The organism is Burkholderia sp. BCC1988, from assembly GCF_905339895.1.
In the GTDB taxonomy this organism is placed as follows: domain Bacteria; phylum Pseudomonadota; class Gammaproteobacteria; order Burkholderiales; family Burkholderiaceae; genus Burkholderia.
The window spans coordinates 81,330-95,961 of record NZ_CAJPHA010000010.1 but is presented as its reverse complement, the minus strand read 5'-3'; the positions used below and the strand labels follow the sequence as shown (position 1 = coordinate 95,961).

The window sequence follows — 14,632 nt, the reverse complement described above, 5'->3', positions numbered from 1 at the left end:
GTCTCCGCATATCGACACGTGTCGTTGACGGCCATTGTTCTAGCAAGCCCGCGTTGCAATTCACGGTGCCACGACAAGCACTGTGTGCATGCCGGATTCATAGTGCCCCGGCTTGTTGCAGATCAGCACGTAGTGGCCGGGTGCGAGCTTGAATGACCCACGCTTGCTCCTGCCGGGCGCGATATCTTCGACTTCCCCGATTTTCGTCAGCCTGTGCTCCATTACCTCTCCTTTTCTGACAGGGAGCGCATCGTCAGACAGATCCGTCTTGAGCACGACGAGCTCATGTTCCATGTTGTTGTCAGCGGCATTTTTGACATCAAGCGTGACCCGACCAGACTTCACGGTGTGCGTCTTGAGCTGAATCGAGTTCGATAGCAATGTCGCGTCGACTGTATGCTGCGCCCAGCTTGCCTGCGGCGTCACACCAAGGACGACCGCGCCCGCGACGACGATGACTCTGCAAATGGCATACATGGCTCCCTCCATAGACATTGAAGCATCGCGTCTGCCGCGAGTTGAGCGACTGCCGTGCGCTATTCATCGAGCGCGCAAGGCCCCCCTGCCTGTGTGACGGCATGAACGTTCTCGGGCGCGCGCGATACCTAAACGTACGCATCGGGGCACTTATTCCCGGAGCCGCGCAGTGCGCGACGCCGTCCATTCTCGCCGCGTTCATCACGGTACTGGCCATCGTCTTCCTGCAATGGTCGTTCCGTGCAACGCAGGTGCGTAACCGCCAACTCGCACATGTTGGCTGGCTCCATGCGGCCTTTGCCGCGATGCTGTTCGCCATCTGACGAAATCGGCGGCGGCATCGACGCGTGAAGATCGATGCCGTCGCGCAAGTGTCCGACAACTCGCTTCAGCTCGATTTCACCGGAAACGCGCTGCATCGGCCGTCAACCTGGCCGTCGTGTGCCGGCTGTGCATTCGCGCGACTCATACGTCTTCCCCGGTACAGGGAGGCGATCTGGAACATGGCCTACTCCGAGCCTCCACGACGTCTATCGCCACAGAGCCATCCGTCGTCGACCGGCGCGGATTGGAACCGCGTTGAAGCGGCAGCATCCTGTTCGACATGTGAACCGACCCGACGAAGGTTACAGAAGCGTTGAACCTGCCCGGCCTGCGGCCCGGGCCGCGCAAAGCGGCGGCCGACTCTCGCCTGCTATAATTTGCGGTTACGTCTACCTTCCTGCGGCGCGCTCGATGCAGCGCGCCCCGCCCTGACCCATGCTCGTTCTCGGCATCGAAAGCTCCTGCGACGAAACCGGCCTCGCGCTCTACGACACGCAGCGCGGCCTGCTCGCGCATGCGCTCCATTCGCAGATCGCGATGCACCGCGAATACGGCGGCGTCGTGCCCGAGCTCGCGTCGCGCGACCACATCCGCCGCGCGCTGCCGCTGCTCGAGGAAGTCATGGCGCAAAGCGGCACGCGCCGCGACGACATCGACGCGATCGCATTCACGCAAGGCCCCGGCCTCGCCGGCGCGCTGCTGGTCGGCGCGAGCATCGCGAATGCGCTCGCGCTCGCATGGAACAAGCCGACCGTCGGCATCCATCACCTCGAAGGCCATCTGCTGTCGCCGCTGCTCGTCGACGAGCCGCCGCCGTTCCCGTTCATCGCGCTGCTGGTGTCGGGCGGCCACACGCAACTGATGCGCGTGACCGACGTCGGCGTGTACGAGACGCTCGGCGAGACGCTCGACGACGCGGCCGGCGAAGCGTTCGACAAGACGGCGAAGCTGATCGGCCTCGGCTATCCGGGCGGCCCGGAAGTGTCGAAGCTCGCGGAAACGGGCACGCCGGGCGCGGTCGTGCTGCCGCGCCCGATGCTGCATTCGGGCGATCTCGACTTCAGCTTCAGCGGCCTGAAGACGGCCGTGCTCACGCAGATGAAGAAGTTCGAAGCGGCGAAGCTGGAGGGCGTTGCGCTCGAGCGCGCGAAGGCCGATCTCGCGCGCGGCTTCGTCGACGCAGCCGTCGACGTGCTCGTCGCGAAATCGCTCGCCGCGCTCAAGAAGACGAAGCTCAAGCGCCTCGTGGTCGCGGGCGGCGTCGGTGCGAACCGCCAGTTGCGCGCGGCGCTGTCGGCCGCCGCGGCCAAGCGCGGCTTCGACGTGCACTACCCCGATCTCGCGCTCTGCACCGACAACGGCGCAATGATCGCGCTTGCCGGCGCATTGCGGCTCGGCCGCTGGCCCGAGCAGGCGAATGCGGACTACGCGTTCACGGTGAAGCCACGCTGGGATCTCGCGTCGCTCGCACGCTGAGTCGCGCGGCACGGCGCTGCGCAACGTCGCTCGCACACCTGCACTCGCTGGACGGAAAACAAGAAGGCCGCTCGATTCGAGCGGCCTTCTTCATTGCAGCGGCAAATCGACGCAGCGCCGCAGCGCCCCGACGTTACGCAGCGTGTCGCTTGTCGCGCTCGATCAGCGCATACGCGCTGTGATTGTGGATCGATTCGAAGTTCTCGGCTTCGAGCACGTAGGCAATCACGCGCTCGTCCGCGTCGAGACGCTGCGCGACGTCGCGCACCAGATCCTCGACGAACTTCGGGTTTTCGTATGCGCGCTCCGTCACGAACTTCTCGTCCGGACGCTTCAGCAAGCCCCACAGCTCGCACGACGCCTCTTCTTCCGCGATGCGGATCAGCGCCTCGACCGGCAGGTCGGCTGCGAGTTCGGCATCGATCGTCACGTGCGAGCGCTGGTTGTGCGCGCCGTACTGCGAAATCTTCTTCGAACACGGGCACAGGCTCGTCACCGGCACGAGCACCTTCAGGAACAGGCGCGTTTCGCCGTCGCGGCATTCGCCCGCGAGCGTCACTTCGTAGTCGAGCAGGCTCTGCACGCCCGACACCGGCGCCGTCTTGTTCACGAAGTACGGGAACGTGACCTCGATGCGGCCGGCCTCGGCTTCCAGCTTCTCCAGCATCGACGCGAGCATCGCGCGGAAGCGCTCGACCGTCAGCGGCGCACGGTTCTCTTCGAGCAGCGCGACGAAGCGCGACATGTGCGTGCCCTTCTGATCGGCAGGCAGGCGCACGTCGAGATTCCAGACGCCGACGCTCGGCTGCACGTCGCCGCTCTCGGTGCACACCGTCAACGGATGCCGGACCGCCTTCACGCCCACGCGCTGAATCGGAATCTGGCGGGTATCCACCGTGCTCTGCACGTCGGGCATCACGAAGGCGGGATTCATCTGGTTCATCTTGTTCAATCCTTGTAAGCCGCGCGTTCGACGACGCGCACGCCGCGTCACGCGGCAGCCGGAAAAGCAACATGGGCCCGCAGGCCCATGTTTTCCGCATCAATGTAGACCGGTTGCGCCAGTCGCACCGACGCCGCCCGCAGGCGGCGCCAGCTTATGCGACGCGCTTCGCCTGATCGGCGACATCCGCCGCCGGGCTCAGGAAGCGTTCGCGAATCGATTTCGCGATGCCCGCGCCGTCGAGGCCGCATTGCGACAGCAGCTTCGCGGGATCGCCATGATCGATGAACTGGTCAGGGAGGCCCAATTGTATTACGGGTCGGATAACCCCACTCTCCATCAGGGCTTCGACGCAGGCCGAGCCCGCACCGCCCATCACGCAGCCTTCCTCGACCGTGACGAGATAGTCGTGCGTCTCGGCGAGTTCACGCACGAGCGCCGCATCGACCGGCTTCACGAAACGCATGTTCGCGACCGTGGCGTCGAGCTCCTCGCCCGCCGCGAGCGACGGCGCGACCATCGTGCCGAACGCGAGGATCGCGACGCGCTTGCCTTCCGGCTGCGACGTACGGCGACGCACTTCACCCTTGCCGAGCGGGATCTCGGTGAATTCCTTCACCGTCGGCACGCCGGTGCCCGCGCCGCGCGGATAGCGCACCGCGGTCGGGTTCGGCTGCTGCAGCGCCGTGTGCAGCATCTGGCGGCACTCGTCCTCGTCGGACGCGGCCATGATCGTCATGTTCGGGATGCAGCGCATGAACGCGAGATCGTATGCGCCCGCATGCGTCGCGCCGTCGGCGCCGACGAGGCCCGCGCGGTCGATCGCGAACACGACCGGCAGGTTCTGCAGCGCGACGTCGTGGATCAGCTGGTCGTACGCACGCTGCAGGAACGTCGAGTAGATCGCGACGACGGGCTTCAGCCCTTCGGTCGCGAGACCGCCCGCGAACGTCACCGCGTGCTGCTCGGCGATGCCGACGTCGTAGTAGCGATCCTTGAAACGCTTCTCGAACTCGACCATGCCCGAGCCTTCGCGCATCGCGGGCGTGATGCCGACGACGCGCGTATCGCGCTCGGCTTCATCGCACAGCCATTCGCCGAATACTTGCGTATAAGTCTTTTTCGCGGGCGTGGCCGACGGCTTGATGCCTTCCGCCGGGTTGAACTTGCCGGGGCCGTGATAGAGCACGGGATCCGCTTCGGCGAGCTTGTAGCCCTGGCCTTTCTTCGTCACCACGTGCAGGAATTGCGGGCCGCGCAGTTCGCGGATGTTCTGCAGCGTCGGGATCAGCGAATCGAGATCGTGACCGTCGATCGGGCCGATGTAGTTGAAGCCGAACTCCTCGAACAGCGTGGCCGGCACGACCATGCCCTTCGCGTGCTCCTCGAGCTTGCGCGCGAGTTCGAGCACCGGCGGCGCCACGCTCAGCACGCGCTCGACGCCCGCACGCGCGGCCGCGTAGAAGCGGCCCGACATCAGGCGCGCGAGATGGCGGTTCAGCGCGCCGACCGGCGGCGAAATCGACATGTCGTTGTCGTTGAGGATCACGAGCAGCTTCGCATCCTCCGACACGCCCGCGTTGTTCATCGCCTCGAACGCCATGCCGGCCGTCATTGCGCCGTCGCCGATCACCGCGATCGAGAAGCGGTCGTCGCCGTTCAGCTGGCTGCCGATCGCCATCCCGAGCGCCGCCGAGATCGACGTGCTCGAGTGCGCGGTGCCGAACGTGTCGTATTCCGACTCGCTGCGGCGCGGGAAACCCGAGATGCCGTCGTACTGGCGCAGCGAATGCATCTGGTCGCGGCGGCCCGTCAGGATCTTGTGCGGGTAGGTCTGGTGACCCACGTCCCAGACGATCCGGTCGTTCGGCGTGTTGAACACGTAGTGCAACGCGATCGTCAGCTCGACCGTCCCGAGGTTGGACGACAGATGGCCGCCCGTCTTCGACACGCTGTCGAGCACGAACGCGCGCAGTTCATCCGCGAGCGGTTGGAGTTGGCGACGATCGAGGCGGCGCAGATCCGCCGGGTCGTCGATGGTTTTCAGCAAGTCGTACATCGTCGTTCCATTGTAGGAAATCAAACGCGCCCGCATTCTATTGCACGCACCGTAGCGTGTGCGCAGCGGCGGGCTTCGCGTCAGCTGACCCGGTTCACCACCAGGTCGGCAAGTTCGGCGAGACGCTGTGCGCGTGCGCCGAACGGTTTCAGCGCATCATGCGCTTCGGCGCGCAGCTGGGCTGCGAGCTCACGCGACGCGTCGAGGCCGAGGATCGATACGTAGGTCGGCTTGTCGTTCGCCGCATCCTTGCCGGCCGTCTTGCCGAGCGTCGCCGAATCGGTCGTGACGTCGAGAATGTCGTCGACGACCTGGAAGGCCAGACCCACGGCCCCCGCGTAGACGTCGAGCGCGGCCATCGCCTCCGCCGACGGCGTGTCGCCCGCCAGCGCGCCCATCCGCACGGCCGCGCGCAACAGCGCGCCCGTCTTCATCCGGTGCATCGTCTCGAGCTGCTCGCGCGTCAGCTTGAGGCCGACGCTCGCCAGGTCGATCGCCTGCCCGCCGGCCATGCCGATCGAGCCGCTCGCCAGCGCCAGCTCGCGCACCAGCGCGGCCTGCTGCACCGGCGACAGCGCGGCGGCGTCGGTCAGCGCGACGAAAGCCTGCGACTGCAGCGCATCGCCGACCAGCAGCGCCGTCGGCTCGTCGTACTGCACGTGCACGGTCGGCTTGCCGCGTCGCAGCGCGTCGTCGTCCATGCACGGCATGTCGTCGTGCACGAGCGAGTAGACGTGGATCATCTCCAGCGCCGCCGCTGCCGCGTTGCGCGCCGCTTCCGTCGCGCCGGTCAGTTCGCCTGCTGCATGGCACAGCAGCGGGCGAACGCGTTTGCCGCCGCCGAGGACCGCGTAGCGCATCGCTTCGTGGAGTTGCGTGGGCACCACGTTGTCAGCCGGCAAATAGTGGCCGAGTGCGTCCTCGACACGGTCGAGCACGGACCGCATCCATTGTTCGAATGTCATAGATCGTCGTCTTCGCCGTCCGTGGCGGCCGTTCCGGACGAAAGCGGCTTCAGCGTCGCGCCGTCGAGCACGCGAACCTGCTGCTCCACTTTCTCGAGCTGCTGTTGGCAAAACGCAACGAGAGTCGCACCGCGGCGATACGCAGCGAGCGAATCCTCGAGGCTCAACGTGCCGCCTTCCATCCGGGCAACCAGCGTCTCGAGTTCCGCGAGCGCCGTTTCATAGTTGTCCGGCAACGGTTCGGTGCCATTGCCGGGCGGGGTGGCGCCTTGGGATGCGGTTTTCGCCATGGACGAGGGTGTCAAATTTCAAAACAAGTCGGACATTCTACGGCAAAAGAGAATTTTCCGACCTGCCGACTTGGGCACCCGGGCACGCATTCGGGCCCCTTCTTCGACACACATTGTGCGCCACCCGATCGCCGCCGGACAAAAAATTGACACAAATCAGGCACTTAATCCTAGCCTTGCGAGGCGAACCGGGTATAATTCCGCGTTTCCCTAAATCGATTTTTCGATGGTTGGGTTGTTCACTGCTTTCACGCTAACACCGGGAGTGGGAATGTCCAATCTGAGCGATGCGCTTCAGTTGAAGTCGGCTCACAGCCAGCTTCCAGTCACTGCATACTTCGATGAGGCGCTGCTCGAGCGCGAGATCGAGACCCTCTTCAAGAAAGGACCTCGTTACGTCGGGCACGAGTTGATGGTGCCCGAGGCGGGGGATTATTTTGCGCTGCCGTCCGAGAAGGAAGGCCGCGTGCTGGTCCGCAACCCGGCGAACCAGATCGAACTGCTGTCGAACGTGTGCCGCCACCGGCAGGCGATCATGCTGAACGGGCGCGGCCACACGCAGAACATCGTGTGTCCGCTGCACCGCTGGACGTACGATCTGGAAGGCCAGCTGCTCGGCGCGCCGCACTTCCCCGACAAGCCGTGCCTGAACCTCGGCAAGAGCCCGCTGCAGAACTGGCAGGGGCTGCTGTTCGAGGCCGAAGGCCGCAACGTCGCGCGCGATCTCGCGAACCTCGGCACGAAGCATCACTTCGACTTCTCCGAGTATCACTTCGATCACGTCGAAGTGCACGAGTGCGATTACAACTGGAAGACGTTCATCGAGGTCTACCTCGAGGATTACCACGTCGTCCCGTTCCACCCGGGCCTCGGCAGCTTCGTGTCGTGCGACGATCTCAAATGGGAGTTCGGCGACTGGTACAGCGTGCAGACGGTCGGCGTGCACAACGCGCTCGCGAAACCGGGCAGCGCGACCTACAAGACGTGGCACGAGCAGGTGCTCAAGTTCCGCAACGGCGTGCCGCCGGAGTTCGGCGCGATCTGGATGGTCTACTACCCGGGCCTGATGATCGAGTGGTATCCGCACGTGCTCGTCGTGTCGTGGCTGATTCCGCGCGGCCCGCAGAAGACGACCAACATCGTCGAGTTCTACTACCCCGAGGAAATCGCGCTGTTCGAGCGCGAGTTCGTCGAGGCCGAGCGCGCCGCCTATATGGAGACGGCCATCGAGGACGACGAAATCGCGATGCGGATGGACGCAGGCCGCCGTGCACTGATGGCGCGCGGCGAATCGCAGATCGGCCCGTACCAGAGCCCGATGGAAGACGGCATGCAGCACTTCCACGAGTTCCTGCGCCGCCACCTCGGCGATCTCTGACCTGCACGCGGCGCTTGCGCGCCGCACGGCATTCGGCATATGAAAAGACGGGTTCCGGCCCGTCTTTTTTTGTTTAGACTTGGAGTATCAGGCCGTTTGCACTCCAGGGAGCCGTCATGCCACATACCCACTACACCACGCTCATCTCAGCAACCAATCTCGCCGAGCGCCTGGCCGCGGCGCCGGGCAGCGTTGCCGTGTTCGACTGCCGCTTCGATCTCGCCGATCCGGGCGCAGGCGAAGCCGCCTACGCAGCCGGCCATATCGCGGGCGCACAGTATCTCCATCTCGACCGCGACCTGTCCGGCCGCAAGACCGGCACCAACGGCCGCCATCCGCTGCCGACCCGCGACGCGCTCGCAACGCTGCTCGCCAGCCGCGGCGTCAAGCAGGGCCAGCAGGTCGTCGCCTATGATGCACACGGCGGCGCCTATGCGGCGCGCCTGTGGTGGCTGCTGCGCTGGCTCGGGCACGACTCCGTCGCGGTGCTCGACGGCGGCCTGCAGGCATGGGAAGCAGCCGGCCAGCCGCTGACCGCCGACGTGCCGCACCCGGCCGCCGGCGACTTCCGCGCGGCAGCCCCGCTCGAATCGACGGTCGACGCGGCGGCCGTGCTCGCGAACGTCACGTCGGCCCAGCGCGTCGTGATCGATGCGCGCGCGCCGGATCGCTATCGCGGCGAAAACGAAACGATCGATCGTGTCGGCGGCCATATTCCCGGCGCACGCAACCGGTTCTTCAAGGACAACCTGGCCGCCGACGGCCGCTTCAAGACCGGCCACGAACTGCGCGAGACGTTCACCGCGCTGCTGGCCGGCACCGAACCGAACAACGCGATCCTGCAATGCGGATCCGGCGTGACCGCGTGCCACAACGCACTCGCGCTCGAGATCGCCGGGCTCCACGGTGCGTCGCTGTACCCGGGCTCGTGGAGCGAATGGAGCGCCGATCCGTCGCGGCCGATCGCGACCGGCCCGAACCCGTAAGCACCGGCGCGACACGTCGACGAGGCGACGGCATCTGCCGCCTCGTCGCTTACATTACGCCGTACTTGTGGAACCACTCGATCGCGCGCTTCCAGCCGTCCTCGGCATCGCCCTTCACGTAACTCGGCCGGTAATCCGCGAAGAACGCATGACCGGCATCCGGATAGACGACGATCTCCGATTGGCGCGCGAGCTTCGAATCGCTCGCCTGGATCGCCTTGCGCATGTTCGCGAGTGCCGCCTGCGTGATGTTCGTATCCTTCTCGCCGTACAGCCCGAGCACCGGCACCTTCAGCAACGACGCATGATCGACCGGATTGAACGGTGTCATCTCGTCGGTCTTGCCTTCAACGAACCCGTACCACGCGACGGCCGCCAGCACGTGCGGATTGTGCTCCGCATACAGCCACGCCTGGCGGCCGCCCCAGCAGAACCCCGTCACGCCGAGACGCGACAGGTCGCCGCCATTCTTGCCGGCCCACGCGACGGTCGCATCGAGATCCTCGGTGACCTGACGGTCCGGCACCTTGTTGACGATGTTGTCGACGAGCGCCTGGATGGTCGGATACTTCGACACGTCGCCCTGGCGCGCGAACAGGTCGGGCGCGATCGCGAGATAGCCGAGCTTCGCGAAGCGGCGGCAGACGTCGGCGATATGCGCATGCACGCCGAAGACCTCGTGGATCACGATGACGACCGGCAGGTTCGTCTTGCCGGCCGGCTGCGCGCGATACGCGGGGATGCTCGCGTCGCCCGAGCGGATCTCGATGGTGTCGACGTCCAGCCCGGCGCTGTCGGTCGTGATCGTCTGCGCCGACACGGGCAGCACGGCCGCCGCGAAGGTGCCGCCCAGCGCAGCCTGCATGAACTTGCGGCGCGAGAACGGAACACGGGGAACCAGGCTGTCGACTTCGGGTTTCAACATGAATGCACTCCTCGATTGGGCGCCGCCGTCACGGTCATGGCTTGGACCTGACGGGGCATCGCGCCGGCGGACGGCGCGGATGTCGCGGCGGTTGACACTCCGCCGCAAGCGGAAACCCGCACAAGATGCCCAATAATCCGTTGTCACGTCAACTGTCAGATGTGTAAGACTCGATTACGAAGGCGTAATCCGGCGGGCGTCCGTCACGGTATCGATAACCGCGGTCCGGCCCGGCGAGTTCATCCGCGGCGCATATGCGGCAAGCGCCTTCGCGCGCTCGAATGCTTGCGGATCGGCACGAAACGACGCGCAATACAGATGCGCAATAATCAGGCCCGGCACGCGAACGCACGACCACCCTGCACTTGAAACGACAACGGGCAGGAAATGCGCGCGATGCGCATTCCCTGCCCGCCCGGCGCACGAACGTGCGGCCGCGTCAGTGCAGCTTGACGCGCGGCAGCGTCGTGCGGCGCAGCCAGTGCGCGACCGTATCGAGCATCATGCGCGGATAGCCGTGCAGCGCCGCGATGTGCAGCCGGTACAGCGACATGTACATGAAGCGCGCGAACAACCCTTCGATCAGCATGTTGCCGCCGATCAGCCCGCCCATCAGGTTGCCGACCGCGCTGAAATGACCGAGCGACACGAGCGATCCGAAATCGCGATACGTGAATTCCGGCAGCGAACGCCCGTCGAGCCGGCAACCGATCGCCTTCAGCAGGAAGCTCGCCTGCTGGTGCGCCGCCTGCGCGCGCGGCGGCACGTTGCGCTCGTTGCCGGGCCATACGCAGGCCGCGCAATCGCCGAGCGCGAATACGTTGTCGTCGGTGAAGGTCTGCAGCGTACGGCGCACGTCGAGCTGGCCGAGCTTGTTGACCTGCAGGCCGTCGAGATTCGACAGCACGGACGGCGCCTTGATGCCGGCCGCCCAGACCGTGAGATCCGCACGCACCGTCTTGCCGCTCGCGGTGTGCACGAAACCCGGCGCGACTTCGGTCACGCGCTCGGCGAGCATCAAGCGCACACCGAGCTTTTCGAGCAGCTCGGCCGTTGCCGTCGATACGCGCTCCTGCAGCGCGGGCAGAATCCGCGGCCCCGATTCGATCAGCACGATGCCGACGTCGTGCTGCGGGTCGAGCTTGTGCAGCCCGTAGACGGACAGCACCTGCGCGGTATTGCGCAGCTCGGCGGACAACTCGACGCCCGTCGCGCCGCCACCGACGATCACGACCTGGATGCGCGGTTCGGCCGCCGCCCCGGGCGCGGGCTGCGCCGGCGCCTGATGCTCGGCGCGCATGCACGCGGCGATCAGGCGCTTGCGGAAGCGCTCGGCCTCGCCGACCGTATCGAGCGCGATCGCGTTTTCGGCCGCGCCCTGCACGCCGAAGAAGTGCGTCGTGCTGCCGATCGCGATCACGAGCGTGTCGTATTCCAGGTCGCGTGCCGGCAGCAGCTCCGCGCCGTCGCTGTCGTTGACGGGCGACAGCGTGATGCGCTTCGCCGCGCGGTCGAGCGCGGTCAGTTCGCCCTGCTGAAACTCGAAGCCATGCCAGCGCGCCTGCGCCGCGTATTCGAGCTCCTGCGTGAACGGGTCCATGCTGCCGGCCGCGACCTCGTGCAGCAACGGCTTCCAGATGTGGGTCGGATTGCGGTCGACGAGCGTGACGAGCGCACGTGCGGGACGATTGCCGCGCGCGCCGTAACGGTCGCCGAGCCGCGTCGCCAGTTCCAGGCCGCCTGCGCCGCCGCCTACGATGATGATCCGATGCATCTGATTCCCCCTTTGCGATTCGAAACTGCTGCCGCCGCACGAGGCAGACGCGATGCGTTCGCGCCGCCCGTTGGATTAACCGGTTCGGACATCATCGATGTGCAGTTCGAAACACTTCGATGCGTCCGATGCCGGAACACGGGGCGCGCTGCCCCCGCGACAATGACCTGACTGACTTGCATTGTCCGGGAGCTTGCGCGTTGACCACAAGCAAACCATCTCGATATTCAGCATCCCTGCAACAATATGCCGCGGGAAACGGGAATCGCACGGGGGTGCGTCAGTGTGCCTCTTCCCAGTTCGCGCCGGCGCCCACTTCGGCGACCAGCGGCACCTTCAGCTTCGCCACGCCGCACATCATTTCCGGCAGCTTCTCGCGCACGAGCGACAGTTCTGCGTCGGGCACCTCGAGCACCAGTTCGTCGTGCACCTGCATGATCATCCGCGACGCGAGCCGGTCGCGCGTGAGCCAGTCGTCCACCGCGATCATCGACAGCTTGATCAGGTCGGCCGCCGTGCCCTGCATCGGTGCGTTGATGGCGGCGCGCTCGGCGGCCTGACGGCGCGGGCCGTTGCCGCCGTTGATCTCCGGCAGCCACAGGCGGCGGCCGAAAACGGTTTCGACGTAGCCCTTCTCCTTCGCCACCGCGCGCGTGTTTTCCATGTACTGCGCGACGCCCGGGTAGCGCGCGAAATAGCGGTCGATGTAGAGCTTCGCCGCATCGCGCGTGATGCCGAGGTTCGACGCGAGGCCGAACGCGCTCATCCCGTAGATGAGCCCGAAGTTGATCACCTTCGCGATCCGGCGCTGGTCGGAATTGACCTCCAGCGGCGTCACGCCGAACACTTCGGCGGCGGTTGCGCGGTGGATGTCCTCGCCCTGCGAGAACGCGCGCAGCAGCGACGCGTCGCCGGAAATGTGCGCCATGATCCGCAGTTCGATCTGCGAATAGTCGGCCGACACGATGCGATGCCCCGGCGATGCGATGAACGCCTCGCGGATCCGCCGGCCTTCGGCCGTGCGCACCGGAATGTTCTGAAGATTGGGGTCGTTCGACGCGAGACGGCCCGTGACCGCGACCGCCTGCGCATAGTTCGTGTGCACGCGGCCCGTTGCGGGATTCACCATGCGCGGCAGCTTGTCGGTGTAGGTCGACTTCAGCTTCGACAGCCCGCGATGCTCGAGCAGCAGCTTCGGCAGCGGGTAATCCTCGGCGAGCTTCTGCAGCACTTCCTCGTCGGTCGACGGTGCGCCGCTCGGCGTCTTCTTCACGACCGGCAACTGCAGCTTCTCGAAGAAGATCTGCCCGATCTGCTTCGGCGAGCCGAGATTGAACTCGCCGCCCGCCAGTTCGTACGCCTGGCCCTCGAGCTCGATGAGCCGCGTCGCGATCTCGCTGCTTTGCGCCTGCAGGCGTGCGTCGTCGATCAGCACGCCGGTGCGCTCCATCTTGCGCAGCACGAGCGACACCGGCATCTCGATCTCGCGATACACGCGCTCGAGGCCCGCTTCGCGCGCGACCTGCGGATACAGCGCCTGATGCAACTGCAGCGTGATGTCCGCATCCTCGGCCGCATACGCCGCAGCCTGCTCGAGCGCCACTTCGTCGAAGCCGATCTGCTTCGCGCCCTTGCCGGCCACGTCTTCGTACTTGATCGTCTTGACGCCCAGATGACGCAGCGCGAGGCTGTCCATGTCGTGCGTGCGGTGCGATTCGAGCACGTACGATTCGAGCAGCGTGTCGTGCTCGATGCCGTTCAGCGCGATGTCGTAGTTCGCGAGCACCTGCGCGTCGTACTTCAGGTGCTGGCCGACCTTCTTGCGGTCGGCCGATTCGAGCCACGGCTTCAGGCGCGCGAGCACGTCGTCGATCGGCAGTTGCTCGGGCAGGTCGGGACCGCGATGCGCGACCGGAAGATATGCGGCCTTGCCCGGCTCGACCGAGAACGACAGGCCGACGAGCCGCGCGGTCATCGGGTCGAGCGACGTGGTTTCGGTGTCGAACGCGGTCAGCGCGGCCGCGTCGATCTTCGCGAACCATGCGTCGAACTGCTCCCAGGTCTGGATCGTGTCGTACTCGCGGACGATGTCTGCGGCCACCACCGGGGCGGGGTCACCTTCCGGCGCATCGGCGCCGCCGCCTTCGGCGGGCGCGCTGTCGACTTCGCGCAGCCACGTCTTGAAGCCGTAGCGCGCGAAGATGTCGCGCAGCAGGTCGCGTGCTTCGCCGTCGCTCTTCAGCGACGCTTCGATCGATTCGAGATGCGGCGCGAGATCGCAGGCCGTGTCGACGGTCACGAGCTTGCGGCCGAGCGGCAGGAAGTCGAGCGCGCGACGCAGGTTGTCGCCGACCACCCCCTTGATCTCGCCTGCGTGTTCGATCACGCCGTCGAGGCTGTCGTATTGCGACAGCCACTTCACGGCCGTCTTCGGCCCGCACTTCTCGACGCCGGGCACGTTGTCGACGGTGTCGCCGATCAGCGCGAGGTAGTCGATGATCCGCTCGGGCGGCACGCCGAACTTCGCGACCACGCCGTCGCGATCGAGCGTCTCGTTGGTCATCGTGTTGACGAGCGTGACGTGATCGGTGACGAGTTGCGCGAGGTCCTTGTCGCCGGTCGATACGATCACGTTCATCCCGTGCCGTTCGGCTTCGCGCGCGAGCGTGCCGATCACGTCGTCGGCCTCGACGCCCTCGACCATCAGCAGCGGCCAGCCGAGCGCGCGCACGGCGCCGTGAATCGGTTCGACCTGCAATGCAAGATCGGGCGGCATCGACGGACGGTTTGCCTTATAGTCGGCATAAAGGTCGTCGCGGAACGTCTTGCCCTTTGCATCGAACACGCAAGCGCTATACTCTGCACTGACTTCCTTGCGCATACGACGCAGCATGTTGATGATTCCGTAGAGCGCTCCGGTCGGCTCCCCGCCAGGGCCACGCAAATCAGGCATCGCATGGTAAGCCCGATACAGATAGCTCGAACCGTCAACCAATAGCAGGGTCTTACCTTCCAGATTTCGTTCTTCAGGCATT

At 65.8% G+C, this 14,632-nt stretch carries 12 protein-coding genes; 4 read left to right on the top strand and 8 right to left on the bottom strand.

Translation table 11 applies throughout. From position 1 onward, the window contains the following. Positions 1–60: 60 nt before the first annotated feature. On the bottom strand, positions 61–477 hold the full coding sequence (locus U4012_RS16340; protein ID WP_321799929.1) for a sulfocyanin-like copper-binding protein: 417 nt from the start codon (positions 475–477) through the stop codon (positions 61–63). Positions 478–578: 101 nt separating this feature from the next. Here U4012_RS16340 and U4012_RS16335 point away from each other — a divergent pair, with 101 nt between their 5' ends. After that, entirely contained in the window at positions 579–800 is a 222-nt protein-coding gene (locus U4012_RS16335) for a hypothetical protein (protein ID WP_321799927.1), read from the top strand. A gap of 436 nt (positions 801–1,236) precedes the next feature. Continuing rightward, a complete protein-coding gene (tsaD, locus tag U4012_RS16330) occupies positions 1,237–2,277 on the top strand; it encodes a tRNA (adenosine(37)-N6)-threonylcarbamoyltransferase complex transferase subunit TsaD (RefSeq protein ID WP_044845274.1) in 1,041 nt (346 codons plus the stop codon). 133 nt (positions 2,278–2,410) lie between these two features. Here the strand turns inward: tsaD and folE2 are convergent, their stop codons facing one another. From folE2 to U4012_RS16310, 4 genes are all read right to left on the bottom strand, one after another. Beyond that, positions 2,411–3,220 (bottom strand): GTP cyclohydrolase FolE2, encoded by an 810-nt coding sequence (folE2, locus tag U4012_RS16325; RefSeq protein ID WP_044845273.1) that lies wholly within the window; start codon positions 3,218–3,220, stop codon positions 2,411–2,413. A 154-nt stretch (positions 3,221–3,374) separates the two neighbouring features. Next, positions 3,375–5,279: a 1-deoxy-D-xylulose-5-phosphate synthase gene (gene dxs / locus U4012_RS16320; RefSeq protein WP_044845272.1), complete on the bottom strand. Its 1,905-nt coding sequence runs from the start codon at positions 5,277–5,279 to the stop codon at positions 3,375–3,377. 80 nt (positions 5,280–5,359) lie between these two features. Further along, complete coding sequence (locus U4012_RS16315; protein WP_044845271.1) at positions 5,360–6,244, bottom strand: polyprenyl synthetase family protein; 885 nt, start codon at positions 6,242–6,244, stop codon at positions 5,360–5,362. Then, a complete protein-coding gene (locus U4012_RS16310; protein ID WP_044845270.1) occupies positions 6,241–6,534 on the bottom strand; it encodes an exodeoxyribonuclease VII small subunit in 294 nt (97 codons plus the stop codon). The genes U4012_RS16315 and U4012_RS16310 overlap by 4 nt, the downstream gene beginning before the upstream one ends. A 271-nt stretch (positions 6,535–6,805) precedes the next feature. On the opposite strand from U4012_RS16310, the gene U4012_RS16305 reads away from it, so the two are divergent. Further along, positions 6,806–7,912, top strand: a complete 1,107-nt coding sequence (locus U4012_RS16305) for an aromatic ring-hydroxylating dioxygenase subunit alpha (RefSeq protein ID WP_321799921.1) — start codon at positions 6,806–6,808, stop codon at positions 7,910–7,912. 116 nt (positions 7,913–8,028) lie between these two features. Next, a complete protein-coding gene (locus tag U4012_RS16300; RefSeq protein WP_124486430.1) occupies positions 8,029–8,898 on the top strand; it encodes a sulfurtransferase in 870 nt (289 codons plus the stop codon). A 49-nt stretch (positions 8,899–8,947) separates the two neighbouring features. Here the strand turns inward: U4012_RS16300 and U4012_RS16295 are convergent, their stop codons facing one another. The 3 genes from U4012_RS16295 to polA all read right to left on the bottom strand — a co-directional run bounded on the left by U4012_RS16295 (position 8,948) and on the right by polA (position 14,631). Then, positions 8,948–9,823, bottom strand: coding sequence for a dienelactone hydrolase family protein (locus tag U4012_RS16295; RefSeq protein WP_321799918.1), 876 nt, complete (start codon positions 9,821–9,823; stop codon positions 8,948–8,950). A gap of 439 nt (positions 9,824–10,262) precedes the next feature. Next, positions 10,263–11,597 carry an NAD(P)/FAD-dependent oxidoreductase gene (locus tag U4012_RS16290; protein WP_321799916.1) on the bottom strand — a complete coding sequence of 445 codons (1,335 nt, stop codon included), beginning with the start codon at positions 11,595–11,597 and terminating at the stop codon, positions 10,263–10,265. 280 nt (positions 11,598–11,877) lie between these two features. Continuing rightward, complete coding sequence (gene polA, locus U4012_RS16285; RefSeq protein ID WP_124523276.1) at positions 11,878–14,631, bottom strand: DNA polymerase I; 2,754 nt, start codon at positions 14,629–14,631, stop codon at positions 11,878–11,880. Position 14,632: the final 1 nt, after the last annotated feature.

Excerpts from the sequence above, each read along its gene's own strand:
- U4012_RS16305 (WP_321799921.1), top strand. The coding sequence starts at position 6,806 with ATGTCCAATCTGAGCGATGCGCTTCAGTTGAAGTCGGCTCACAGCCAG.
- U4012_RS16310 (WP_044845270.1), bottom strand. The coding sequence starts at position 6,534 with ATGGCGAAAACCGCATCCCAAGGCGCCACCCCGCCCGGCAATGGCACC.
- dxs (WP_044845272.1), bottom strand. The coding sequence starts at position 5,279 with ATGTACGACTTGCTGAAAACCATCGACGACCCGGCGGATCTGCGCCGC.
- U4012_RS16340 (WP_321799929.1), bottom strand. The coding sequence starts at position 477 with ATGTATGCCATTTGCAGAGTCATCGTCGTCGCGGGCGCGGTCGTCCTT.
- U4012_RS16290 (WP_321799916.1), bottom strand. The coding sequence starts at position 11,597 with ATGCATCGGATCATCATCGTAGGCGGCGGCGCAGGCGGCCTGGAACTG.
- U4012_RS16335 (WP_321799927.1), top strand. The coding sequence starts at position 579 with ATGAACGTTCTCGGGCGCGCGCGATACCTAAACGTACGCATCGGGGCA.
- U4012_RS16295 (WP_321799918.1), bottom strand. The coding sequence starts at position 9,823 with ATGTTGAAACCCGAAGTCGACAGCCTGGTTCCCCGTGTTCCGTTCTCG.
- tsaD (WP_044845274.1), top strand. The coding sequence starts at position 1,237 with ATGCTCGTTCTCGGCATCGAAAGCTCCTGCGACGAAACCGGCCTCGCG.
- U4012_RS16300 (WP_124486430.1), top strand. The coding sequence starts at position 8,029 with ATGCCACATACCCACTACACCACGCTCATCTCAGCAACCAATCTCGCC.
- U4012_RS16315 (WP_044845271.1), bottom strand. The coding sequence starts at position 6,244 with ATGACATTCGAACAATGGATGCGGTCCGTGCTCGACCGTGTCGAGGAC.
- folE2 (WP_044845273.1), bottom strand. The coding sequence starts at position 3,220 with ATGAACCAGATGAATCCCGCCTTCGTGATGCCCGACGTGCAGAGCACG.
- polA (WP_124523276.1), bottom strand. The coding sequence starts at position 14,631 with ATGCCTGAAGAACGAAATCTGGAAGGTAAGACCCTGCTATTGGTTGAC.